Source organism: Streptomyces sp. NPDC059248, from assembly GCF_042753905.1.
Lineage (GTDB): Bacteria > Actinomycetota > Actinomycetes > Streptomycetales > Streptomycetaceae > Streptomyces.
This window is the reverse complement of record NZ_JBHYZV010000012.1, coordinates 84,221-107,990: the sequence shown is the minus strand read 5'-3', so window position 1 is coordinate 107,990 and position 23,770 is coordinate 84,221. Positions and strand designations below refer to the sequence as shown.

Here is a 23,770-nt window from a genome sequence, read left to right as displayed (position 1 = left end):
GTCCCCGTACGGGTATGCCCGCGGAAAATGGAAGACTGGCTGCCGTGAGCACCACCGGATCCCAGCGCCCCGCCCAGGTGAGCGCCGCCCGCCGCCGTACCGTCATCGACGCGCTGCGGCGCGGCGCCGTGCCCGACGGCGGACTCGATCTGCTGGCCACCGGACTCGACCGGTTCGAAGCGGCCCTGGACGCGGAGCTGGACGCCGTGGCGTCCGGCGGCTCCGTCTTCAAGGCCGTGCGGGGTGAGTACGGGTCCGGCAAGACGTTCTTCACCCGCTGGCTGGGGGAGCGGGCCAAGCGGCGCAACTTCGCCGTGGCCGAGATCCAGGTCTCGGAGAACGAGACCCCGCTGCACCGGCTGGAGACGGTCTACCGGCGGCTCACCGAACGGCTCACCACCTCCAGTTTCCCGCCCAGCGCGCTGCGGCCCGTGGCCGACGCCTGGTTCTACGCGCTGGAGGAGGACGCCCTCGCGGCGGGGACGACCGAGGAACAGCTTCCGGGCGAGGTCGAGAAGCTGCTCGTCGCACGGCTCGCCGAGGTCTCCCGGCACGCGCCGTCGTTCGCCACCGCTCTGCGCGGCTACCGGGCCGCCCTCGCGGACGGGGACGAGGCGACCGCCGCCGCCGTGCTGGCGTGGCTCGGCGGGCAGCCGCACGTCGCGGCCTCCGCCCGCCGGACCGCCGGGGTCCGCGGCGACCTCGACCACTTCGGCGCGCTCGGGTTTCTGCAGGGGCTCCTCACTGTGCTGCGTGACTCGGGGCACACCGGTCTGTTCGTCGTCCTCGACGAGGTGGAGACGCTGCAACGGGTCAGGTCGGACGCCCGCGACAAGGCGCTCAACGCCCTGCGGCAACTCCTCGACGAGGTCCACTCCGGCCGCTTCCCCGGCCTCTACCTGGTCATCACCGGCACCCCGGCCTTCTTCGACGGCCGGCAGGGGGTACAGCGGCTGCCCCCGCTCGCTCAGCGGCTGGCCACCGACTTCACCACCGACCCGCGCTTCGACAACCCTCGCGCCGTGCAGATCAGGCTTCCCGGCTTCGACCAGAGGTCCCTGGTCGGACTCGGCCTCACCATCCGTGACCTGTACGCCGACGCCGCCCGGGTGCCCGAGCGGGTGCGCGAGGTCGTCGACGACGCGTACGTCGCCGACCTCGCGGTGGCCGTCGGCGGAGCGTTGGGCGGGAAGGCCGGGGTGGCCCCACGGCTGTTCCTGAAGAAGCTCGTCGGGGACGTACTGGACCGGGTGGACCAGTTCGACGATTTCGACCCCCGGCGGCACTACCGGCTCACCGTCGTCGGCAGTGAACTCACCGACGTCGAACGGAATCTGGCCGCCACGGTCTCCGCGTCGGCCGACGACGTCGATCTGGAGCTGTGATGGACGCCCCGGGGAGCACGGCCGGGAAGGGCCCGGGGAGTGCGGACGCCGATGTGCTGGACCGGCTCGACCCCGTCGTCCTGCACCACATCGTCAACACTCTCGGCTGGCCCGATCTGCGCCCCCTGCAGCGGGCGGCGATCACGCCGCTCATGGGAGGGCAGGACGCGGTCCTGCTGGCCCCGACAGCGGGGGGCAAGACCGAGGCGGCCTGCTTCCCGCTGCTGTCGGCGATGACCGAGCAGCGGTGGGCCGGTACGTCCGTGCTGTACCTGTGCCCGCTCAAGGCACTCCTCAACAACCTGGTCGGCCGCGTCGACGCGTACGCCCAGTGGCTCGGGCGACGGGCCGCGCTCTGGCACGGCGACACCAAGGAGCCGCAGCGGCAGCGCATCCGGGCCGAGGCGCCGGACATCCTGCTGACCACGCCCGAGTCGCTCGAAGCGATGCTGATCGGCGTCAAGACCGACCACGCCCGCCTGCTGGGAGGCGTACGGGCCGTCGTCATCGACGAAGTCCACGCGTTCGCGGGGGACGACCGGGGATGGCACCTGCTCGCCGTGCTCGAACGGCTGGAGCGGGTGATCGGACGGCCCATCCAGCGGATCGGGCTCTCGGCGACCGTCGGCAACCCGGCCGAGTTGTTGCACTGGCTCCAGGGCGCGGCCGCCGGCAGCCGCACGGGCCGGGTGATCGCTCCCGGAGTCCGGATGCCGGCCGCCCACCGTGGCGGACATCCTGACGCCAAGGCGAGCACCGGACCTTCCGGCAGGCCGGCGGGCGAAGTGGCACTCGACTACGTCGGCTCCCTCGACAACGCGGCCAAACTCGTCGCGGCGCTGCACCGGGGCGAGAAACGGCTCGTCTTCTGCGACTCGCGCCGCCAGGTCGAGGAGCTGGGGGCGGCGCTGCGCGCGCGCGAGGTGACCGTCTTCCTGTCCCACGCCTCGCTCTCCGTCGACGAACGCACACGTTCCGAACGGGCATTCGCCGAAGCGCGTGACTGCGTCATCGTCTCCACGTCGACCCTGGAGCTCGGCATCGACGTCGGCGATCTGGACCGTGTGATCCAGATCGACTCACCGGCCTCCGTCGCCTCGTTCCTCCAGCGCATCGGACGCACCGGGCGGCGTCCCGGGACCGTGCGGAACTGTCTGTTCCTCGCCACCCGCAAGGAGACCCTGCTACAGGCGGCGGGCCTGTTGCTGCTGTGGTCATGGGGATGGGTGGAGCCGGTCGTCCCGCCGCCCGAGCCGCGCCACCTGGTGGCCCAGCAACTCCTCGCCGTCACCCTGCAACAGCACAGACTCGGCGACCAGTTGTGGGACCGGCAGTGGAACGGCCTCGCCCCCTTCGACAGGTCGGCCGCCCCCATCCTGCGCTTCCTCACCGAGGAGGGTTTCCTCGACAGCGACGGCGGGATGCTGTTCGTCGGCCCCGAGGCGGAACGCCGCTTCGGCAACAGGCACTTCATCGAACTCACCGCGTCATTCACCGCACCCCCGCAGTTCACCGTCCTGTCCGGGCGCACGGAGATCGGCCACACGGACCCGAGCGTGCTCACGGAGGAACGCCCCGGCCCCAGGCGGTTGCTGCTCGGCGGACGCAGTTGGCAGGTCACGTACATCGACTGGTCGCGCAAACGGGTCTTCGTCGAGCCCGTCGACGGCGGTGGAGTGGCCAAGTGGATGAACGGTGGCGTCACCGGGCTGTCGTATCCCCTGACCCGCGCCATGCGGCAGGTGCTGCTGGGCACGGACCCACCCGTCTCCCTCACCCGGCGGGCAGCGGCCTGCCTGGCCGAACAGCGCGAGACCGACGCACCCGACACCGTCCACCCGGGCGGCACGCTGATCACGCGCGTCGGCTCCGACGTCCGGTGGTGGACCTGGGCCGGCTACCGCGCCAACGCCACCCTGGCAGCCACCCTCCCGTCGATTGCCGACCCCCTGCAACGGCCCACCGACTGCTGGCTGCGCCTGCGGGAGAACCTCTCCCGGGCCGACTGGCACGCGGCTCGTGGCGAGGTCGGCGAGAACCTCGTCCTGCCCGATGTGGACCGCCGGGCCGTACGTGGGCTGAAGTTCTCCGCCGCCCTCCCGGAACGGATCGCCGTGGCCACGGTGGCGGCTCGCCTGGCCGACTTCGAGGGCGCCCGCTCGGTGCTGGGCGAGTCGGTGCGGTTCCAGCACGACGGCTGACCCGAAGCCGCCGCCGAGACCACTTGGCCGGCCGGAACGCTGGCGGCACAAGATCTGTGGGGGCAGTAGGAAAATCTTAACGCGCCCTTGATAGCGTTTTGGTTGCCAAAACGGCTACTGGCGGGGGCGATAGGTGTGCCGAGCTACCACGAAGTGATGACCACTGACCTCTCGACGCTGACGACGGCGGCCACGAAGTGGGACGAGACGGCCAAACACCTCTACGACAACGCGGAGCCGCCGTACCGCGACGACGTGCACGGTGTGTCCCTCGGCGGACCGGTCTGGGACGGGCTGAGCGCGAGCGCGGCCAACGCGCGGTTCGACATCACACTCAAGGAGATCCAGGCGGCGCAGCGGCAGGCCAAGGCCGTCGCATCGCTACTGCGCGACGCCCACGCCCAGTTCACGGCGCTCAAGAAGGGTGTCGAGCAGGCCCGCGACGATGCCGTCAAAGCCGGGATGAAGGTCTCCGACCAAGGTGTGTGCCACTACGACTTCTCGAAGGTGGGCGAGCCGCAGGCGTCCTCCATCCGCCGCGACCCCGACCTGCCGGCGGCCGAGCGTTCCTGGACCGAACGGATCCGTGCGGCGGTCAAGGTCGTCGACGACGCGGACGAGGGAGTCCGGATCGCCCTGAGGGAAGTGGTCAAGGACAGCACTCCCCTGAGCGGGATGCCGGGCGGCTTCAACGGCGATGCCAAGGGCGACGTCGAGTCGTACGAGGCGGATGTGGCCGAGGGCATCGCACGGAGGCTCGCCGACGGCAAGAAGGTGTCGGACGAGGAGATGGAGCAGCTCCGGCGGGCGCTCCGGGACAACCGGGACGACAAGGCGTTCAGCCAGGAACTGCTGCGCGCCCTCGGTCCGGCCGCGACGATCGAGCTGGGCAACGAGCTCGACGAACGCGCCCGCGACGCCAAGGGGGATGAGAAGTTCCAGCTCGCGGAGGTGACGCGGAACTTCGCCAACTCCCTGGCGACGGCGACCGCCGTGCCCGGCAGTGTGAAGGACATGCCGCCCGGCTCGCCCGCGTTCAACGCCTGGCTGAACAGCCGGGACGGCGCCTTCTGCAAGGAGTGGACCGCGTCGATGAAGAAGGAGGGGACGAAGAACTTCGGCCCCGACACCAACCCCCTGTACGGCTACCAGTCCTACGTCAGCCTGATGCAACACGCCGACCAGGACTTCGACGACCAGTTCCTGTACGACCTCGGCACCCAGACGATCAAGGCCGAGAAGGAGCAGCCGGGCATCTTCACGATGTGGGGCCCCGGCCACAAGGGCATGGAGACGGACGCCGTGGACGGAGTCCTCGATCTGATGAGCCGCAACCCGGCCGCCGCGACCGCGTTCCTCGATCCGGCGGGCAATGGCTCGGGCGCCGACCACGTGGGCAACAACCATCTGGAATACCTGCTGGGCAGCGGGGACGACGCCCGCGAGTGGCCGAAGAACACCGTCACCGGCATGGTGGTGAAGGACTTCGACGACCCGACCAGCCGGATAGGTCTGGGCAGGGCCCTGGAAGCGGCGGCCACCGGCCACGAACCGCTCCGTGAGGGCCAGCGGGGCGGCGAGCCCGGCCCGCACACCGCAGCGCAGGCCCGTGTCATGCAGAGCACCATCACCATGCTGGACGACGGCGCCGGGGGTGAGGACGTCCACGCCAATCTGCGCAAGCCGCTGGGTCACGCCATCGCCGACTACGCGGCCGACAACCACAACATCCTCGCCGAGAACGGCACCAAGTACGGCAGCCCGGAAGGCAAGGACAGGATCTGGACCGACGGCGACGACGCCGGTATCACCGTCGGCAAGGACAGTCTGGTACGGGTCATGCGGGGCGTCTCCGCCGACGACCAGACCTACGCCCTCCTGCAGGACACCCAGCGCCACTACGCCCTGGACCAGATGACCCGGGCACCGGAATCCGGCGGCAACGGCAACGACGCCTGGAAGAACCCGGCCCGTGACCTCGGCGCCGTCACCGGTGCGATGAACTCCATCGGCTCCGATGTGATCCTCGACGAGCGCGACGGCAAGGTCGGCGCCGCCAACGACATGGCCAAGTACGCCTACCACGGTGCCGGCGCCCCGGTCACCGCCCTTCCCGTGGTCGGTGACTCCGCGCAGCGGCTGATCGACGCGGCGACGTACGAGTGGTCGAAGGACGTCGCCGACGCGGCGGGTTCACAGGCCCAGGAGAAGAACTCGGACCACTACGCCTCCGGTGTCAACGGCACGTACGACATGATCGACCGCTGGGCCGTGGACCGGGGCGTCGACATCGACGACGAGGACAACTCCGGGAACGACCCGAACTGGGTCGCGTGGCAGGCCATGCGGGACGAGGCGAAGCAGTCGTACGGGACATCGCGCGGCGACGCGGCCGTCTATCTGGGTTGGGAATAGGCACGTTGGACAACGGGACGCATCTCCGAGACGGCGTGGCCACCGATGACGAGCCCCGGCGGCGGTCCCGTCGCGGGCCCTGGATCGCCGCTGTGACCGCCGTGTTCGTGCTCATCGGCGGCACGTTCACGTACTTCAACACCAACCTGATCGACTCCGGCCGCCTCTGCCACGGCTGGGTGACCCCGGACGAGGCGGCCCGGGCCTTCGGCGGCGGCATCGGCAAGGTGTCGGCCACCGAGGAATCCGCCGACGCGTGCACGATCGAGATGGCGAGCTGGCTCCCGGGCGAGGAGAAGCGGATCAGCCTGAGGGTCGACACCGAACAGCCGGGCTTCCCGTTCGCCAGGGACGTCTGGGAGATCGCCGGAACCCGGCACGTCCTGTCGGGCGGAACGCACGGCACGTACGACGATCGGGGCGGCTGGGCACTGCTGCCCGCGGCCTGCGGAAAGGTCACGGGCGACGACGAGGAAGGCCCCGTCGTGGTGTCGGCCGCCATCCCCGGCAGGGGCGAGTCGGGTGACGCGGACGGCATGGGCCGTCTCCTGTCCGCCGCCGCGCGCGGACTGACCGACGTATCCGACTGCGCCGCACCGGGCTACGGGGACACCGCCGACCGTACGTCCGCCCCCTCGTCCGCGAAGGCCGCGGACCTCGACAAGGTGTGTGGAATCGAGGGATTCCGCCTCACCGATGCCCGAGGCCCCCGCGGCGAGCGGGTGACCGAGCGGATCACCGGGGAGCCGGCCCACGGCCTGTACTGCGACCTCTCCTTCGAGGGCGATCGGGAAGGGCCTTTCGCCCGCTTCGCCGTCGTCGGCGATCCACCTCTCGTCGCGTCCGTCGAGGGCCGCGACTTCACCCGCGCCCGGTGCGAAGGCAAGGAGACCGTGTTCGCCTTCGACTTCCGGTATCTCGACAAGACCGAGCGTGCCGCCATGCGGCTGCCGGAGATCGCGGAGTTCAGCAAGAAGTTCAGTGACGCGGCGGGCGCCGCGCCGCGTTGCGTATGAGGGCGTCGACGGCTGCGATGGCGACGGCGATGGTCACGGCCAACGACACACAACCTGGGACCGTCAGATCCAGACCCTGCTGCGCCGCCTGGGCGGCGAGAAGCAGGCTCTGCGCGCCACGAGCACACTCCTCGGCGGGACGGATGTCCAGGTGGGGCTCGATACGCAGCGGGTCCCGTCGCCCTTGGACGGCTACTGGAGACCGCCCCGTCCCCGTCCCCGCCCCCGCCCCGCTCCGGGGCGACCTTCAGACCGTGACCTCCGCGCCCAGCAGTTCGCGCGCCTCTTCCGCTTCTGGCGCGCCCGCGGGGTCCAGCAGGGACTTCGCCTCCAGCCAGCAGGCGCGGGCGCGGTCCGCCTGGCCGAGGGTCGAGAGCGCCCGGCCGAGGGTGATCTGGACGATGCCGCGGATCCGGTCGCCGCCGATGCAGCCGATGGCGAGGGCCTGTTCGCAGTGCTGGGCCGCGCGGGCCGGCCGGTGCGCCGCCAGGTGGGTTTGAGCGATCCGGTAGTGGGTTGTGCCCTGCCAGAGCCGCTGCCGGTTGGCCTCGAAGAGCTCCATCGCCTCGGAGAGCTGTTCCAGAGCGTCCGTGTGCCGGCCGGCCTGGGTGAGGGCGACGCCGAGGGCGTAGCGGGCGTTGGCCAGCCGGAGGGTGTGCCCGATCCGTTCATAGATGCCGACGCCCTGCCGCGCGAGGTCGATGGCTTTCTCGACCCGGTCCAGAGCCAGTTGGATTCTGGAGAGGTTGCCGAGCGCGCTGGCCTCGGCCGAGTCGCTGCCGTCCCGGCGGGCGCCCTCGGCGGCGCGGCGCAGGAACTCCTCCGCGTCTTCGTACCGGCCCTGGTTGAAGGCGATGATGCCGCGGTCGTTGTCCGCCCAGTAGACGGGGGCGGGGTCGTCGACGGAGACCGCGAGTTCGGCGGCGATCCGGGCCTCGTCGTCGGCCTCCTCGTACCGCCCCGCGACCATGTGGCAATTGACGACGGAGATCCGGGCGCGGGCTTCGGTCCTGATGTCCCGGGAGGAGCGCGCCGCGTCCCGGACGGCGACTGCGGCCGATTCGTAGGCCCGTGAGTAGGTGCCGGACTCGGCCAGGCTCTGGGTGGCCCACAGCAGATCGGCGGCGAGCGCGAGCCGGCTGCCCCCGGGGACCTGTCGGGCACAGGCCAGCAGGGAGTGCGCCTCGGTATGCAGCCAGTCGACGGCCTTTCGCCAGTCGCCGAAGGTGAGGCCCGGGTGTTCGGTCGGCCCGAGGTGATACGGAAGGCGATCGCCCGGGCGCTCGCCGCCGTAGACCCGGGACGCGGTGGCGAGATAGAAGTCGAGCAGCCGGGCGAGGGCGGCCTCGGCCTCCTCGGGCCGTTCGTCCCGTTCGGCGCAGGCGCGGGCGTAGAGGCGGACCAGGTCGTGGAAGCGGTAGCGGCCGGGCGCGGGGGATTCCAGCAGGGATGTGTCGACGAGGGCTTCGAGGAGGTCCTCGGTCTCCTGGACCGGGCGGCCGAGTACGGCGGCGGACGCGGCGAGGGAGATATCGGGGCCGTCGGCGAGGCCGAGCATCCGGAAGGCGTGGGCCTGGGCGGGTTCCAGCTGGCCGTAGCCGAGTTCGAAGGTGGCCTTCACGGCCAGGTCGCCCGCCTGGAGTTCGTCGAGACGGCGGCGTTCGTCGGCCAGTTTGGCGGCCAGCACCGACACGGTCCAGGTGCGGCGGGCGGCCAGCCGGGAGGCGGCGATCCGGATCGCCAGCGGCAGGAAACCGCAGGCCGCGACGACATCGAGGGCGGCCTGCCGTTCGGCGGCCACGCGCTCCGGGCCGACGATCCGAGTGAAGAGCTGGAGCGCCTCGTCCGGGGACAGGACATCGAGATCGACGAGACGGGCACCCATCAGATCGATCATCCGGACCCGGCTGGTGACCAGGGCTGCGCAGCCCGCCGTGCCCGGCAGCAGGGGCCGGATCTGGGCCGCGTCCCTGGCGTTGTCCAGCAGGACCAGGACCCGGCGGTCGGCCAGTGTGGAGCGGTAGAGCGCCGTACGATCCTCGACGGCATCCGGAATGGCCGACTCCGGGATGCCCAGGGCGCGCAGAAACGCACCGAGTACCGACGTGGACGCCACGGGGCGGCCACCCGCGCCCTGGAGATCCACGAAGAGCTGCCCGTCCGGGAACCGCGGGCGCATCCGATGCGCCACCTGAACGGCGAGGGCGGTCTTGCCGGCGCCGCCGATGCCCGCGAGCGCCGAGACGGCCACCACCGACGCGTCGCCGCCGCCGAGCCACCCGGCCACTTCATCGGCGACGGCCGACCGGCCGGTGAAGTCGGGCCAAGGCGCGGGCAACTGGGCGGGCCTGGGCAGCGAGACCGTGACCGACGCGCGGTCGATACCGGGCCCGGGGAGGGCGAGTTCGACGTCGGCGCGCAGGATGCGCTCCTGGAGCTGGGACAGCTCGGGGTTGGGGTCGACGCCCAGTTCGTCGGCGAGGAGGCGGCGGGTGTCGGCGTAGACGGCGAGGGCTTCGGCCTGCCGTCCGCTGCGGTAGAGGGCGAGCATCAGCAGCTCCCGCATCCGCTCCCGCAGCGGATGTGCCGCGGTGAGGGCGGTCAGCTCGGATACGGCGTCCGCGTGTGCCCCGACCTCCAGATCGAGATCGAGCCGGGTCTCCAGCAGCTGGAGCCGCCACTCCTCCAGACGGGTGCGCTGATTCTCCGCGTACGGCCCGGGGACATTGGCCAGCGGCTCACCGTCCCACAGCCCCAGCGACTTGTTGACCAGCATCCGGGCATGACCCGGGTCGCCCGCGGCCCGGGTCTTCACGGCCGCGGCGGCCAACTCCTGGGCCACGAACAGGTCCAGGGCGTCGCGCTCCATCCGCAGGGCGTAGCCGCCGGACTCGGAGACCAGGGTCGTCGCCGACAGCACCTTGCGCAGCCGGTGGGCGTACGTCCGCATGACGCCCAAGGCGTGGGACGGCGGCTCCTCGCCCCAGATCGCGTCGATCAGCTCCGAAGGAGGGACGACACGGCCTTCACTCAGCAGCAGTGCCGAGAGTAGGGCCCGCTGCTGCCGGGAGCCGGTCGACAGCGGCTCTCCACCACGCCACGCACGCACCGGCCCGAGCACGCCGAAGCGGAGATCCACGGCCTCGTCCGCCACCCCCACCCCCTGTGGTCAACCGAAATCTGCCACGGCGTATATCGATCGTATATCCGCGCCCCGCATGATGGACCAAGTGCTTATTGCGGACGTGCCCAGTCCCATGACGCCCGCGCGGACGAGGTACACGGGATGGCTTCCCGAGGTGCCTCGTCGCGCCGTTTTCGCCAACTCTATTGCGACGGCCCCTTTTTGGGCTACCGTCTGGTCTGGTGCCGCGATGTGGAGCACACGAGACCTCCTAGCCAGAGGTCGATGACCGTCTCCTCACCACCGCGGCCCGGACGAAGGACTGGGCACCGACGCGAGGAGGACGAAACTGTCATGCAACGCATCGACTGATCCACAGCACTGTCGGCCGGAGCGCCGACCCCGCCGGCCGGGCCCCTGCCCGTGCCGGCCGCCCGCCACATGGAGCGGCTGCGCCAAATGCGCCCGCCCCCGCGGGTGACGCGGGATCCGTCGATACACCGTATGAGCACCCGGGTGGTCACCCGCCCGGGCGCTCCGGCGTTCGTCGCGGCGGGCACCGGGCCCGGCGGGGCTACCCCCGCCCCTTGAAGAAGTCCCGATACTCGTACGACACCCGCTCCGTCGTGCACGGCCGGCCCAGGGCCAGATGCAGGGTCCGGCGTTCCGGTTCGACGATCGCGCTCGCGACCGTGGAGCTGCGTTCCAGCTCGTGACGGGCCTCGGGGTTCGGGTGGCAGCAGATCGACTCGGGCCGGCCCTCGTGGTCCCGGAGTACTTCCTGCCAGGCCGCGACCGAGGGGTAGGGCATCTGTTCGGCCAGGGCCGTGGCGCGGCGGTGGCGGGCGTGGGTGTCGGGGAAGACCGCGGGGCCGACGTCCGTCGTGGCGACCGGGGCGGTGAAGTGGTTGGTGTGGACGAAGAGCGTGCCGGGGGCGACCGGGTGGCGGGTCAGGGTGGACGGGCCGCCCGGGCGGGCCTCGATGTCGAGGGCCCGGTTGCCGGCGGCGATCAGGTAGTTCGCGGAGGACGAGCGGTGGGCCGTACGGAGGGTTTCCTCGGCCGCTTCGACGGACTCGGACTCCAGCAGGGCCCGCAGCAGCAGGTGGTACGGCATACCGGGGCTGCCCCGGTCCTCGGAGGTGACCAGGGCGTTGGTGAGGACCGTCAGACCGGCGGAGTTCATCCCGAACTTGGCGAGCAGACCGGCCTCCACCACCGAGACCCAGCGGGGGCCGTTCACCGGCTCGGTCTGGAGGATCACCACCGTGTCATGGGCGAAGGGCAGCCAGTCCCAGTTCTGTCCGACGATCGGCTCCGGGCCGCGCAGATCCGCGAACGCCGTGCACTCGTGCGGTCCGGGGCCGCCGCCCGCCGTGCGGGCCCGGGCCGAGAAGAGGATCTCGGTCCGCAGATTGAGCGCCAGTACGTCGGGGAACGCGACCCCCGCCCCGTCGGCGATCCCTCCGATCTCCTCCAGATAGTCGGCGTCGAACGCCTCGATCACCGGGACGAAGGTCTCGGCGAGCGCCGTCGCCGCGGCCCAGTCGAGGCCCGCGAAGTGCGCGTACATCCCCTCGTAACTCTCCAGCGACAACTGGACCCGCCGCCGTGCCGCGGCCCCGTACTGGCGGCCCCGGTCCCGGGGGCTGCCGCTGGTGCGGACGACCGGGGGCGCCTGGGGGGCGGTGCCGGGTTCGGGGTCGGGGTTGACTGGTTCCGGGGTCATCACGCGCTCTGTCCTCCATCGGCGGCGGTCGGCTGCCGTCCCGGTACGCGGAACGACCCCTTCAGCCGTACCCGGGCCCTGGGGCGGTGTACGCCTCGACATCGGCCAGAAGGCCCCCGGTGGCCGATATCCGTTCATGAGATCGATCACCCGGAGGCGGCCGCGCCCCGAAGGCCGCCGATGGTCGCCGACCGCGCGACGGAGGGATGATCCCCGGCCCGGGACCGGGGACCGAAGACGGTTCCCGCGCGGCCATCGGTCGGAGCGGGCGACCGGCCGTAGTCGGCCCGAGGGGCGGGGCATAGGCTGCGGCGCACCGACGCCGACCCTGGGGAGGGGAGCGGGATGACGGAGCCGTCCTCGTACGAGCGACGCTGGCTCGACGTCCTGGAGGAGATGCGGAGCTGCCCGGCGATCGAGGTCTACTCCGCCCGGTACGCGCCCGGCGGCACCGGGGCGCCGCGGTCCGGGCGGCTCCGGATGAGCTGGGCCGCGCCCGACCACGGCTTCGGCGGCGAACTCCGCCTCAGATCCCTGCCGCACGCCCTGGAGGGCCCGCCGCCGGAGTCCGTCGCCGATACCGAACCCCTCGTCCCCCTCGACGAGTTGCGGGCCCTCGACGGCGCCCCGGAGAACGGCCCAGGCGACCAGGTCTTCCTCCGCGTGCGGTCCGGCGGGCGGGCACCGGAGATCTGGTACGACGACGGGGACCAGGGCCTGTGTCCGCTCGACCTCGACCACTCCGGCTATCTCGACGCCCTGCTGCTGACCCGGGGCACCTTCGGCTGGCAGCGCCTCTTCACGGAGCACGGCCTCGGCGGCGAGCACGACCCCGGGGACCCCGGGGGTCTCCGGCTGCGGACCCGGCTGACGGCGATGCTCGCCCTCTTCCCCGAGGTCTTCCCGCGGTACGACTACCGGCCCCTGCGCCGCCGGTTCGCCGACCGCCTCCGCTGACCGCGCCCCTCCCGACCCGGTGTGCGGGCCGCCTCAGCCGGGCTTCCGCCAGATCAGCGCGTACCGCCACAGCAGCAGCCGCCGGAACGAGCAGCCGGGCAGCAGCGACCGGGCGGCCGACCGCACCTCGGCGAAGGTGGTGACCGCGTCCATGACGGGGACCTCCGGGGCGTCGGAGCGCCTGGACCTGACCCGGGTGACAGCCGCCGCGGGGATCGCGGCGCCGATACTCAGGGCCCAGTCGCGCGGGTCGCGGCCCTCCCGGCCGAGGCCGATGACGACCAGCCGCCCGCCGGGTGCCAGCAGGTCCGCCATCCTGGTCAGCCCGGCGGTGAGATCCACATGGTGCAGTACGGCGACGGCGCTCACCAGGTCGTAGGTGCCGCTCGCGAGCCCGGGCGCCGCCGGGTCGAGGAAGTCCCCCTCGACGAAGCCGATCCCGGGGCCGGCGCGTTCCCGGGCGAGCCGGATCATCTCCCCGGACCGATCGACCCCGGTCACCTCGGGTACCCGGCCGGCCAGCCGCTTGGCGAGCAGCCCCTCCCCGCAGCCGATGTCGAGCGCCTTCGCCGCGCCGGGCGGGACCGCTCCGAGGACCAGTGGGTGGTAATGGGTGTTGTGGTTCCAGTACTCGGTCATCGGAGCACGGTAGTGGTCAGGGGTGGGGCGCGGCCGCCGGATCCGCCGATCACGGGGTGAAGCGCCCGCTATCCAGGCGCCGTCCCGCCGTTGGCCCGTTCCGGCCGGGGATCAGTCGCCGCTCAGCGACCGCCGCGCCACCTCCCGTACATGGGCCGTGAAGACCTGTTCCGCGTCCGGGGTCAGCGTCCGCAGCGCCACCATCGCGGTGAGGACGACATCGCACAGCTCGGCCTCCACATCGCGCCAGGTGTGCGAATGCCCCTTGCGCGGATTCTGGCCCGACGCCCCGATGACCGCCTCCGCGACCTCCCCGACCTCTTCGGACAGCTTCAGCACCCGCAGCAGCAACTCCTGCTCCGCCGGGCGGTCGTTCGCCGCGTCGAGCCAGGCGCGGAGCCGGTCGACCGTGGGCCAGACGGATGCGTCGTCCATCGCGTCGTACATGTGGGGCAGCCTCCCACGGCGGAGGGGAGCGGCGACCAGGGGCGCCCGGACGCACCCGCGTTGTGAAACAAATGGGTCGACACAGAAGATATCCCGCCGAATCCGGCCGCGCCGGGCCGAACAGCATGGTCACATCGGTCGGTGACGTCATATCCGCGGGGACGCCCGACCGCAGGTCCCGGTCCCAGCGCAGGCCCCCGTCCCGGGAGACCCCGGTGAGCGGCCCCGCGCCCGCCGCGCACCCCGCCGAACTCCGGGCCGCCGCCCGTCATGTCCTCCATGTCCCCCGCCGTCGCGCCCTCACCGCCACCGGCGCCGCCGCCCTGCTCGCCTTCGCCACCGGGCTGCCCGGCAGCGCCCACGCGGCCGGCCTCGACCCGGCCCGGATCCGGAGCGACCCCTTCACGCTCGGGGTCGCGTCCGGTGACCCGCTGCCGGACTCCGTGCTGCTGTGGACCCGGCTGGCGCCGCGCCCGTACGAACCCGGCGGCGGGCTGCGGCCCGGCCGCTACCCGGTCCGCTGGGAGCTGGCGTACGACGCCCGTTTCACCCGGATCGTCCGGCGCGGTACGGCCTTCGCGCACCCCGAACTCGACCACAGCGTCCGGGTCGAGGTCCCCGGTCTCGAACCGGACCGGGTGTACCACTACCGGTTCCGCGCCGGGCCCTGGCTCGGTCCGCCGGGCCGGACCAGGACCGCCCCCGCGCCCGGTGCCCGGGTGCGCGAGCTGCGGCTGGCGGCCGTCTCCTGCCAGGCGTACCACGACGGCTACTTCACGGCGCACGCCCGGCTCGCGGCCGAGGATCTGCACGCCGTCGTGCATCTCGGCGACTATCTGTACGAGTACCCGGTCCCGCCGACCGGCGGCGCCCGCGCGTACACCGACCGGGTCCTGCCCGACCGGTTCGACCGGGAGACCGTGACGCTGGAGGAGTACCGGCTGCGGTACGGCCTCTACCGCTCCGATCCCGATCTGCGGGCCGCCCACGCCGCCCACCCCTTCGTCCTCACCTGGGACGACCACGAGGCGGACGACAACTACGCGGCCGGGGCGGCGGCGGACGGCCGGGCGCCCGAGGACTTCCTGCTGCGGCGGGCGGCGGCGTACCGCGCGTACTGGGAGAACCAGCCGCTGCGGGCCGCGCAGCGCCCTCGCGGCCCCGATCTGCGGCTCTACCGGCGGCTGCGGTTCGGACGGCTCGCCCAGATCGACGTACTCGACACCCGGCAGTACCGCTCGGACCAGGTGTGCGGCCCCGGCTGGCAGATCCCGGGGCCCGCGTTGCACGCGCCCGGCCGGACCATGACCGGGGCGGCGCAGGAGCGCTGGCTCCTCGACGGCTGGCACCGGTCGGCCGCCCGCTGGAACCTGCTGGCGCAGCAGGTCGTCCTCGCCCGGCGGCGGGACGCGCCAGGGGCCGGACACCGGCTGAGTACGGACGCCTGGGACGGCTATCCGGCGGCCCGCGACCGGCTGCTGGCGGGCGCGGCGGCGGCCGGGATCCGTGATCTGGTCGTCCTCTCCGCCGATGTCCACGTCGGCTACGGATTCGACCTCAAACGGGACTGGGACGACCCGGCGTCGCCGACCGTCGGCACCGAGTTCGTCACCACGTCCGTCAGCAGCGGGCGCGACGGCGCGGCCCGGCCCCCGAACTGGGCCGACCAGACCCTCGCCAATCCGCATCTGCGGTTCTACGACGGACGGCGCGGCTATACGGTCCTCACCCTGCGCGAGGACACCGTCCGGGCCGACTTCAGGGTGCTGGCCGCCGTGACCGTACCGGGCGCGCCGATGGCAACGGCCGGCTCGTTCGTCACGGTCGCCGGCGATCCGGGGCTGCGGCCGGTCTGAGCGACGGTGGCCCCCGGTGGGCCCCGGTGGCGGACCAGCGGCGGACCGGCCCTGCTGCTCAGGACGCCGGACTGAGAGCATGGGCGGAGATTCGACGAAGGCGTGGCGGGGCGACGGAAGGGGAGGGCGATGACCGAGCGGTCGAGCGGTCCGGTGGGGGACCACATACCCGGGGGGCCCGCGGCGCCCCCGAACGATCCGGCGGCGGCCCCTCCCGAGGCCCCGGTCCCAGGACCCGCCGTCCCCGCGACCCCGGTCCCGGCGACCCCGGTCCCGGCCGCACAGGCCCCCGCGGTGTCCGGGAGCGATATGCCCGCCGCGCGGCGGGCCGGGCTGCTCGTCACCCTCGTCCTCGGCGGCATGTCGGCACTGCCCCCGCTCTCCATGGACATGTATCTGCCCGCCCTGCCCGCCGTCACCGACTCGCTCTCCGCGCCCGCCGCCACCATCCAGCTCACCCTCACCACCTGTATCGCCGGACTCGCCCTCGGCCAGCTGATCGTCGGCCCGCTCAGCGACCGCTGGGGCCGTCGCGTGCCGCTGCTGACGGGGATGGTGGTGTACGTCGTCGCCACGGCACTGTGCGCCTTCGCCCCGAACGCCGGCACGCTCATCGCCCTGCGGCTGCTCCAGGGACTCGCGGGCGCGGCGGGCATCGTGATCGCCCGTGCCGTCGTCCGCGATCTGTACGAGGGCGTGGCGATGGCCCGCTTCTTCTCCACCCTGATGCTGATTTCCGGGGTCGCGCCCGTCATCGCGCCGGTCATCGGCGGCCAGGTGCTCCGCTTCACCGACTGGCGGGGCATCTTCCTCGTCCTCACCGGGGTCGGCGCACTGCTGACCCTGGTGATCCTCAAGTGGCTGCCGGAGACCCTGCCGCCGGAGCGCCGCCGCCCGGGCGGTGTCGGGGAGTCGCTGCGGACGATGCGCGGGCTGCTCGGCGACCGGGTGTACACGGGGTACGTCCTGACCGGCGGCTTCTCCTTCGCGGCCCTGTTCGCGTACATCGCCGCGTCCCCGTTCGTGGTCCAGGAGATCTACGGCGCGTCCCCGCAGGCGTACAGCCTCCTCTTCGGCCTCAACTCCATCGGACTGATCGCCGTCGGCCAGATCAACGGCCGCCTCCTGATCGGCCGGGTCAGTCTCGACAAGGCCCTGGCCTGCGGACTGACGATCATCGTGCTGGCGTCGGCGGCGCTGGTCGTGATGACCACCGGGGTCTTCGGCGAACCGGGCCTGGCCGGGGTCGCGGCGGGGCTCTTCGTCCTGATGTCGGCGCAGGGGCTCGCGATGCCGAACACCCAGGCCCTCGCCCTCAACCGCACCCCGCACGCGGCGGGCTCGGCGTCCGCCCTGATCGGCACGTCGGGCTTTCTGATGGGCGCGCTGGTCTCCCCGCTGGTGGGCCTCGCGGGCGAGGACACGGCGGTCCCGATGGCCGTCGTCCAGCTCTCCTGCGGACTGGCGGCGGTCACCAGCTTCCTGGTGCTGTGCCGCCCGTGGCGGTCGGTGTCCCGGCTCTGAGCGGGGCGGCGGTACGGCTCCGGAGGCGTACGACCCCTCGACGGCTCCGGCCCCGTACCACTGTCCCCGTACCGCCTAGAATCACCCGGTGAGTGACACCCGCCCCCGCCCCGTCCCCGACCCCCATCTCACCGCCGACGCCCTCCGCCGAGGGCTCGCCGGTCTTGTGGAGGGGCTGCCGCCGAACCGGGCCGCGCAGGCCGTCGAGCGGCTGATCGCGAACTACCGGGGCGAGACCCCCACGAACGCGCCGGTCCTGCGGGACCGGGCCGATGTCGTCGCGTACGCGGCGTACCGGATGCCCGCGACCTTCGAGGCGGTACGGTCCGCCCTCCGGGCGCTGCGGGCGGCGGCCCCCGGCTGGACGCCCGCCACCCATACCGACATCGGCGGCGGCACCGGCGCCGCGAGCTGGGCCGTCGCGGGGGAGTGGCGGACCACGACGACCGTGCTCGACTGGGCGGAACCGGCCCTCGCGCTCGGCCGTGAGCTGGCGGAGTCCGCCGGGGACGCGGGCCCCTACGGCGCCCGCTGGGAGCGCGCCCGGATCAGCGGGGCGCTCAGGATCGACGCGACCGACCTGGTCACGGTCTCGTACGTACTCAAGGAGCTGACCGGGGCCGACCGTACCGCCGTCGTCGCCGAGGCCGCGCGGGCGGCGTCGGCCGTCGTGGTCGTGGAGCCCGGCACCCCCGACGGCTACGAGCGGATCATCGCCGCCCGTGATCTGCTGGTCGCGGCCGGGATGACGATCGCCGCGCCCTGCCCCCACAGCGGGCCCTGCCCCATCGCGCCCGGTACCGACTGGTGCCACTTCTCCGCGCGCGTGGCCCGCTCGTCGCTGCACCGGCAGGTGAAGGGCGGATCCCTGGGCCACGAGGACGAGAAGTTCAGCTATGTCGTCGCCACCCGGTTCCCCGTCGCCGCCGCGCCCGCCCGGATCACCCGGCGCCCCCAGATCCGCAAGGGCCTCGTTCTGCTCGACCTGTGCGAGGGCGCGGGCGATCTCGGCCGGGTGAACGTCACCAAGCGGCAGGGGGCGCTGTACAAGGAGGCCCGCGACGCGGTGTGGGGCGACGCGTGGCCGCCGCCCGAGGAGGACTGAGCCCCTACGCCCGGGCCGGCGGTCCCGGAACGACCGGGCCCGGTCCGGGCGCCCCGCGCGGGGCCACCCGGACCGGTCCCGGCGTCAGAGCCGGATCTCCTGCGTACAGCACTTCACACTGCCGCCGCCCTTCAGCAGCTCGCCCAGGTCCATCCCGACCGGCTCGAACCCCCGGTCGCGCAGCGGCTCGAACAGCCCCACCGCCGCCTGCGGCAGCAGCACGTGCCGTCCGTCGCTGACCGCGTTGAGCCCGAGCGCCGCCGCGTCGCCCTCCCCGGCGATCAGCGCGTCGGGGAAGAGCCGGGAGAGCACCGAGCGGCTGCCGGGCGAGAAGGCGTCCGGGTAGTACATGATCTCGTCGCCCGCGTCGTCGAGGACGCAGAGGGCCGTATCGAGGTGGTAGTAGCGGGGGTCGATCAGATCGAGGCCGATCACCGGCCGTCCGAAGAACTCCTGTGCCTCGTCGTGGGAGAGCGGCGACGACCGGAAGCCGCGCCCGGCGAGTACGTACGACGAGGTGACGGCGAAGTCGCCCTCGCCCTCGTTGATATGGGCCGGTTCGTGGATCCCGGTGAAACCGGCGGCGCGGAACCACTCCAGATGGACGGCGGCCTCGGGCTCGCGCTCGCGGTGCGCGAAGCGGGCGAGGAGCACCCGCCCGTCGATCACGGTCGCGCCGTTGGCGGCGAAGACCATGTCCGGCAGGCCGGGACGGGGGTCCAGCAGTTCGACGGTGTGTCCGAAGGCGCGGTAGCGGTCGCGCAGGTCCTCCCACTGGGTGAGGGCGAGCGGCAGGTCGACGGGTTTGGCCGGGTCCATCCACGGGTTGATGGAGTACGTCACCCGAAAGTGTGCGGGTGGGCACATCAGATAACGGCGGGGCGATGCTTCGCGGAGCGATGAGCGCAAGGTGGGCTCCTCACGGACGAAACGACGGGCGTCCGCGCGGGTGTGCGCGGGAGTTACGCGGGTATGCGTGGAAGCCAATGGTGCGGCCAAGTCCCGGAAAACGCACCCGACGTGCGTCGATACGGTCCCGGATCCCGGGCCCGCGCCCCCCCCCCCCCGGACCGCCCCCCCGGCCCGTGCCTCCCGGTCCCGCGCCCCGAGCCCCCGGGCCGCGCCCCCGAGCCTCAAGCCCCCGCCCCTTCCCCGACCCTTTGCGAGACGATACGTATCGCCTCACCCCTTGCTAGATTGGGCGGCATGGCAGAGACCAGGACCCCCGACGCCAACCGCCGCAGCGAGCGTTCCCGGCGCGCGATCTACGAGGCCGCGCTCGCCCTCGTCGCCGAGGTCGGCTACGGCCGCACCACGATCGAGGGCATCGCGACCCGCGCGGGCGTGGGCAAACAGACCATCTACCGCTGGTGGCCCTCCAAGGCCGCCGTCCTGCTCGAAGCCTTTCTCGACCTGGTCGCCCCGGCCGACCCGGCGCACGGCGCCTTCCCCGACACCGGCGACCTCGAAGCCGACCTCAAGACCGTGCTGCGGGCGAGCGTCGACGAACTCACCGACCCCCGGTACGAGGGCCCCACCCGCGCCCTCACCGCCGCGGGCATCGTCGACGAGAAGGTCGGCGCCGAGTTCCTGGAGAAACTCCTCGAACCGGGGCTGCGGCTCTACACCGAACGGCTCCGGTCCGCGCAGTCCGCCGGGGACGCCGACCCCGGCATCGACCCGAGGATCGCCGTCGAACTCCTCGTCGGCCCGCTGCTGCACCGCTGGCTGCTGCGGACCCTGCCGCTGACCCACGACTACACCGACCGTCTCGTCGAGTACGCCCTGTACGGACTGCGCCCACGCGGGTGATCCCCGCCACTCGCGGCCCGCGCCCCGGGAGCCCCCGAAAGCCGCCGCACGGCCCCTGTGCGGTGCCGCGGGCCCCCGTACCACCTTTGTCGCGCCTCGTCCGCGCCCGCGCGGGGCAGTATCCCGGACCGCGCCACCGTACGCGCCGGAATGCGCCGACAGCTCCCCTGGTTGGGGACAGTGGACACCCGAGGCGCCCGATGGTGGGACCATGGCAGAGACCGCGAGGGGCGAGCAGTGACGTGTGAGGGGATAGATGGGCGACGGTAAAGGCCGTTACCGCGGCACGGGGAACGGGCTCCCCCGCGAGGGCAGGCTGGCCGGCTGGCTGCGCAGGCGCTCACGGGACAGTGAGCCGGAGGACTCCGGCCGTGAGGATCTGCTGCTTGCCGTCGCCGCCGCGGGTATGCCGCTGGCGCCCGCCGCGCACCCCGTCGCCTACCGGTGTTCGTGCGAACGCATCGGTTGTCCGACCCCCGGCCGGCACCCCGTCTCCTTCGCCTGGCAGACCCAGTCGACGACGGACGCCGCCCAGGTCCGCCGCTGGGCCCAGGGCGACCCCGACGCCAACTTCGTCACCGCGACCGGCATGGTCCACGACGTGCTCGACGTCCCCCTCGAAGCCGGGCGCGCCGCCCTCGACCGCCTGCTGGAGCAGGAAGTCGAGGTCGGCCCGGTCGCCGAGGTCGGCGGCGACGGCGAGGACGCCCGCGCGCTCTTCTTCACCCAGACCCGGGGCACTCCCGAGGACGAGGACGAGTGGTGGCCGTGCGAGCTGGACTGCCATCCGGAGACCATGGACGAGCATCCCGGCCTGCGCTGGCACTGCCGGGGCAGCTATGTCCTCCTGCCGCCCGCCCGGCTTCCCGGTGACCACGCGGTCACCTGGGTACGCGGCCCGGAGCACCCGCTCCCCGAGCCCCTGATCCTCCTCGGCGCCCTCACCGACGCCTGCGCGCGCTACGCGATCGAGCGGGGCCGCCAGGAGGAGGCGTGGCCGCTCCACCAATGAGCGGAAGACCCGGTGGTACGGGCCCGGCCGCGGAAGCCGCCGGGCCCGTTCTCCGTATCCCGTACGCCGCGGTACGCGCCCCCGGCCCCCGGATCCGCCTCAGGTGCCCTTCGCGGTGGTGAGGCCCACCAGCCGCCCCAGGATCTCCATCTTCGCCGCGCCGCCGCCCGCCGCCGGGACGAGCGTCGCCTGTGCCGACACCCGCTCCTTCGTGATCGAGGTCTTCACCTCACCCGTCAGCAGCGGTTTCACATCCGGATGGACGGGGATGTCCACCCCCGCCGCCGCGGTCTGCCGCTCGTAGGTGCGGATCGTGAAGAAGGCCAGCGCTCCGCCGTCCGCCGTCGCGAAGGCCAACGGCGCGAAGTCGCCGGTGTCCAGCGGCTGGTCGATCCACTGGGTGGAGATCCCCGGCAGGTTGGTCGTCCGCCGCCGCGCCTCCCGCCAGCCCGTGCTGTGCTGCCCGTCCGCGAAGACCGGGGGCGTCCCCGACTGCATGTACGACGAGTACGTCTTGGGCAGCTCGACCGGGCGGGCGGCCAGCTTCGCCGTCGTCGCCGGGAGCATCTCCACGTACCCCTTGCCGTCCTTCTTCAGCTTCGGCACCTTCCCGGCGGGCAGCACGTTCAGATAGGTCACCTTCCAGATGTCCGACGGCCCGCCGCGCAGGAAGACCAGCAGCCACCGCTCGTCATCGGGACCGCCGTCCCGATCGCGGTTGGGGTCCGCGTCCGCGAGGAAGTACCGCGGCCAGCCCGCCTTCTTCGGTATCGAGTACGTGACGTCCGACAGCTCCAGCGGTACGTGCCGCGGATTGCCGTTCGGATACGTCACGCCCCGCGACTTCATCCCGGCCTGGTTGACCGCCCCCAGGGCGCCGGTGACCCGGTCCGAGTCCAGGGTCGAGTCGTACGCCTTGTCGGCGGCGTTGAAGCCGGTGACGAACTCCTTCAGCGCGCTCGCCGCCTCGGCGTCGGTCGCGTTGGGGACGAGTTCACGCTCCCCGTGCACCGTCACGCATCCGCTAGCGGTCAGAGCCAGTACCGCCGTCGCCGCCACGAGCCCCGTACCGGCCGCCCCACGGCCCCGGCGCCGCACTCCCACCCGCATCGGCCTCACCATCGGTCGTCTTCCCCTCGGCCCCAGCGCCCCCGACTGAACGACCGAACCCTATCGGGGCGAGGAGCAGAAGGAGCGTGGGGACCACGTACAGGGACCAGACGGTGACCTGGAGGGCGGTGGGCGCCGGGTGGAACCCGAAGAGCGCCGAGAGCACCGTGCCGTACCAACTGTCCGCGGGCACCGTCGCGTACACGTCGAACACCGGGGTCAGGTCGCCGCCGATCACATCGCCGAACTGGAGGTTGTTGACGGCGATCGAGAGCACTCCGGCCGTGACCACGGCCAGCAGGGCGGTGGTCACGGTAAAGAACCACCGGTCAGGACGGATCCGCAGCAGGCCCTGGAACAGCAGCAGCCCCACCACGGCGGCCGCGAACAGCCCCAACGCCACCTCGGCGAGCGGTTGCGGGCTGGCGCTCGCGCCGGTCGACGCCTTGGCCGCCGATGACAGGAACTGGGCGGGAAGCAGTCCGCCCTGCGTCACCGAGAACACGGCGGCGGCCACCGTCGCCCCGGCGTACACGGCCCGGCGGGACGGCTCGTACCGACGCTCCCCGGCGCGCCGGATCTCGTACACCGTCCAGGTCAGTACCGCGGCGCCGGCCAGCGACAGCGACCCGGCGATGACGATCTCGGCCTTGGCGGTCGGATAGCGGGAACCGGAATCGAGAACCGACTCGGCGACGAGAAGCAGCACGAGCGTGCCGACCGCCCCGATCACGGCCGGACCGACCAGGTCTCCCCGGCCCGTCCTGAGACATGTGGCGAGGAGCGGAGCCATCACCACCCCGACCGTGAGCCCGAGGTGCAGACCGAACAGAAACGTACCGTCCATGACGGAGCGACCGCCCTTCCCCCTGGTGCGCCCCACGGGCCGGCGGAGCGACTTGCGGTGAGATCAGCCCGGTTTCGGCCGTACGTACGGACCCCTGGCGAACGATAGGCCTACGCCGCCACCGCCAGAAGGTGCCGGGCACGTTCGTTGAAGTCCGCGACGAGCGGGTGCCGCCCGAAGGGCACCATCCGGCGCTGTACGTCCCGGACCGCCTCCACAGACCGGGACGACCGCACCCGCCGCGCCAGTTCCAGGGTCCGCAGCCCGGTCGCGTGCGCGGCTTCCAGATCACCACCCCGCAGCTGCGCCACCGCGAGCGTGGCATGGGACATCGCCCCGCGCCGCGCCCGGTTCTGTGCCCCCACCGCCCGCACGGCCCCGGCCTCGTCCCCGAGAACGGCGAGCGCACGGGCCTCCAGAGCCCACAGATCCGCGAGACAGGCCGGGGAATCGACCCCCTTGAGCCCTTGTCGCCCCGCCTGCGTCAGCCTGCGCCCCTCGTCGGGATCGCCGCACCCGGGCCGCCGACGGCTGATCGGGCGAGGGCCGGCGACCGCTGTCGCCACGAGTGGCGACGCGGCAAGAAACATC

Annotated in this window: 17 protein-coding genes and 1 pseudogene; 10 read left to right on the top strand and 8 right to left on the bottom strand. The window is 72.6% G+C overall.

Annotated elements, in window-relative coordinates:
• Positions 1-44: 44 nt before the first annotated feature.
• The 4 genes from brxD to ACFXG1_RS07685 all read left to right on the top strand — a co-directional run bounded on the left by brxD (position 45) and on the right by ACFXG1_RS07685 (position 7,017).
• On the top strand, positions 45-1,385 hold the full coding sequence (gene brxD, locus ACFXG1_RS07700) for a BREX system ATP-binding protein BrxD (RefSeq protein ID WP_384741572.1): 1,341 nt from the start codon (positions 45-47) through the stop codon (positions 1,383-1,385).
• Complete coding sequence (locus ACFXG1_RS07695) at positions 1,385-3,586, top strand: DEAD/DEAH box helicase (protein ID WP_384716543.1); 2,202 nt, start codon at positions 1,385-1,387, stop codon at positions 3,584-3,586. Before brxD ends, ACFXG1_RS07695 begins: the two co-directional genes overlap by 1 nt.
• Before the next feature lie 156 nt (positions 3,587-3,742).
• Entirely contained in the window at positions 3,743-6,001 is a 2,259-nt protein-coding gene (locus ACFXG1_RS07690; protein WP_384716546.1) for a hypothetical protein, read from the top strand.
• Positions 6,002-6,093: 92 nt separating this feature from the next.
• The gene (locus ACFXG1_RS07685; protein ID WP_384716549.1) at positions 6,094-7,017 is read left to right on the top strand and encodes a hypothetical protein; all 924 of its coding nucleotides are present in this window, start codon (positions 6,094-6,096) and stop codon (positions 7,015-7,017) included.
• A gap of 247 nt (positions 7,018-7,264) precedes the next feature.
• On the opposite strand, the gene ACFXG1_RS07680 is transcribed toward ACFXG1_RS07685, so the two are convergent.
• Entirely contained in the window at positions 7,265-10,177 is a 2,913-nt protein-coding gene (locus ACFXG1_RS07680) for a BTAD domain-containing putative transcriptional regulator (RefSeq protein ID WP_384741569.1), read from the bottom strand.
• Between the two features lie 538 nt (positions 10,178-10,715).
• The gene (locus ACFXG1_RS07675) at positions 10,716-11,870 is read right to left on the bottom strand and encodes a C45 family autoproteolytic acyltransferase/hydolase (RefSeq protein ID WP_384741567.1); all 1,155 of its coding nucleotides are present in this window, start codon (positions 11,868-11,870) and stop codon (positions 10,716-10,718) included.
• Positions 11,871-12,215: 345 nt separating this feature from the next.
• Between ACFXG1_RS07675 and ACFXG1_RS07670 the strand changes: the two genes are divergently transcribed.
• Complete coding sequence (locus ACFXG1_RS07670; protein WP_384709200.1) at positions 12,216-12,827, top strand: hypothetical protein; 612 nt, start codon at positions 12,216-12,218, stop codon at positions 12,825-12,827.
• A gap of 33 nt (positions 12,828-12,860) precedes the next feature.
• Here ACFXG1_RS07670 and ACFXG1_RS07665 read toward each other — a convergent pair whose 3' ends face one another.
• Both ACFXG1_RS07665 and ACFXG1_RS07660 read right to left on the bottom strand, forming a co-directional pair.
• Positions 12,861-13,466, bottom strand: a complete 606-nt coding sequence (locus ACFXG1_RS07665; protein WP_384709197.1) for a class I SAM-dependent methyltransferase — start codon at positions 13,464-13,466, stop codon at positions 12,861-12,863.
• Between the two features lie 111 nt (positions 13,467-13,577).
• Positions 13,578-13,913 carry a MazG-like family protein gene (locus ACFXG1_RS07660; protein WP_384709194.1) on the bottom strand — a complete coding sequence of 112 codons (336 nt, stop codon included), beginning with the start codon at positions 13,911-13,913 and terminating at the stop codon, positions 13,578-13,580.
• A 215-nt stretch (positions 13,914-14,128) separates the two neighbouring features.
• Here ACFXG1_RS07660 and ACFXG1_RS07655 point away from each other — a divergent pair, with 215 nt between their 5' ends.
• From ACFXG1_RS07655 to ACFXG1_RS07645, 3 genes are all read left to right on the top strand, one after another.
• Positions 14,129-15,769, top strand: coding sequence for an alkaline phosphatase D family protein (locus ACFXG1_RS07655; RefSeq protein WP_384741564.1), 1,641 nt, complete (start codon positions 14,129-14,131; stop codon positions 15,767-15,769).
• Positions 15,770-15,898: 129 nt separating this feature from the next.
• On the top strand, positions 15,899-17,293 hold the full coding sequence (locus ACFXG1_RS07650) for a Bcr/CflA family multidrug efflux MFS transporter (protein WP_384709188.1): 1,395 nt from the start codon (positions 15,899-15,901) through the stop codon (positions 17,291-17,293).
• A gap of 88 nt (positions 17,294-17,381) precedes the next feature.
• Positions 17,382-18,398 carry a small ribosomal subunit Rsm22 family protein gene (locus ACFXG1_RS07645; protein WP_384741562.1) on the top strand — a complete coding sequence of 339 codons (1,017 nt, stop codon included), beginning with the start codon at positions 17,382-17,384 and terminating at the stop codon, positions 18,396-18,398.
• Positions 18,399-18,482: 84 nt separating this feature from the next.
• On the opposite strand, the gene ddaH is transcribed toward ACFXG1_RS07645, so the two are convergent.
• Positions 18,483-19,265: a dimethylargininase gene (ddaH, locus tag ACFXG1_RS07640; protein ID WP_384709234.1), complete on the bottom strand. Its 783-nt coding sequence runs from the start codon at positions 19,263-19,265 to the stop codon at positions 18,483-18,485.
• A 339-nt stretch (positions 19,266-19,604) separates the two neighbouring features.
• On the opposite strand from ddaH, the gene ACFXG1_RS07635 reads away from it, so the two are divergent.
• Together ACFXG1_RS07635 and ACFXG1_RS07630 are read left to right on the top strand one after the other, a co-directional pair.
• Positions 19,605-20,210 (top strand): TetR/AcrR family transcriptional regulator, encoded by a 606-nt coding sequence (locus tag ACFXG1_RS07635; RefSeq protein WP_384741560.1) that lies wholly within the window; start codon positions 19,605-19,607, stop codon positions 20,208-20,210.
• Positions 20,211-20,466: 256 nt separating this feature from the next.
• Positions 20,467-21,222, top strand: coding sequence for a bifunctional DNA primase/polymerase (locus tag ACFXG1_RS07630; RefSeq protein ID WP_384741558.1), 756 nt, complete (start codon positions 20,467-20,469; stop codon positions 21,220-21,222).
• A 99-nt stretch (positions 21,223-21,321) separates the two neighbouring features.
• Here ACFXG1_RS07630 and ACFXG1_RS07625 read toward each other — a convergent pair whose 3' ends face one another.
• From ACFXG1_RS07625 to ACFXG1_RS07615, 3 genes and pseudogenes are all read right to left on the bottom strand, one after another.
• Positions 21,322-22,332: a hypothetical protein gene (locus tag ACFXG1_RS07625; protein ID WP_384707866.1), complete on the bottom strand. Its 1,011-nt coding sequence runs from the start codon at positions 22,330-22,332 to the stop codon at positions 21,322-21,324.
• Entirely contained in the window at positions 22,247-23,179 is a 933-nt protein-coding gene (locus ACFXG1_RS07620) for an FTR1 family protein (protein ID WP_384707869.1), read from the bottom strand. Before ACFXG1_RS07620 ends, ACFXG1_RS07625 begins: the two co-directional genes overlap by 86 nt.
• A 110-nt stretch (positions 23,180-23,289) precedes the next feature.
• Positions 23,290-23,691, bottom strand: a pseudogene (locus ACFXG1_RS07615) (transcriptional regulator); the annotation flags it as partial.
• Positions 23,692-23,770: the final 79 nt, after the last annotated feature.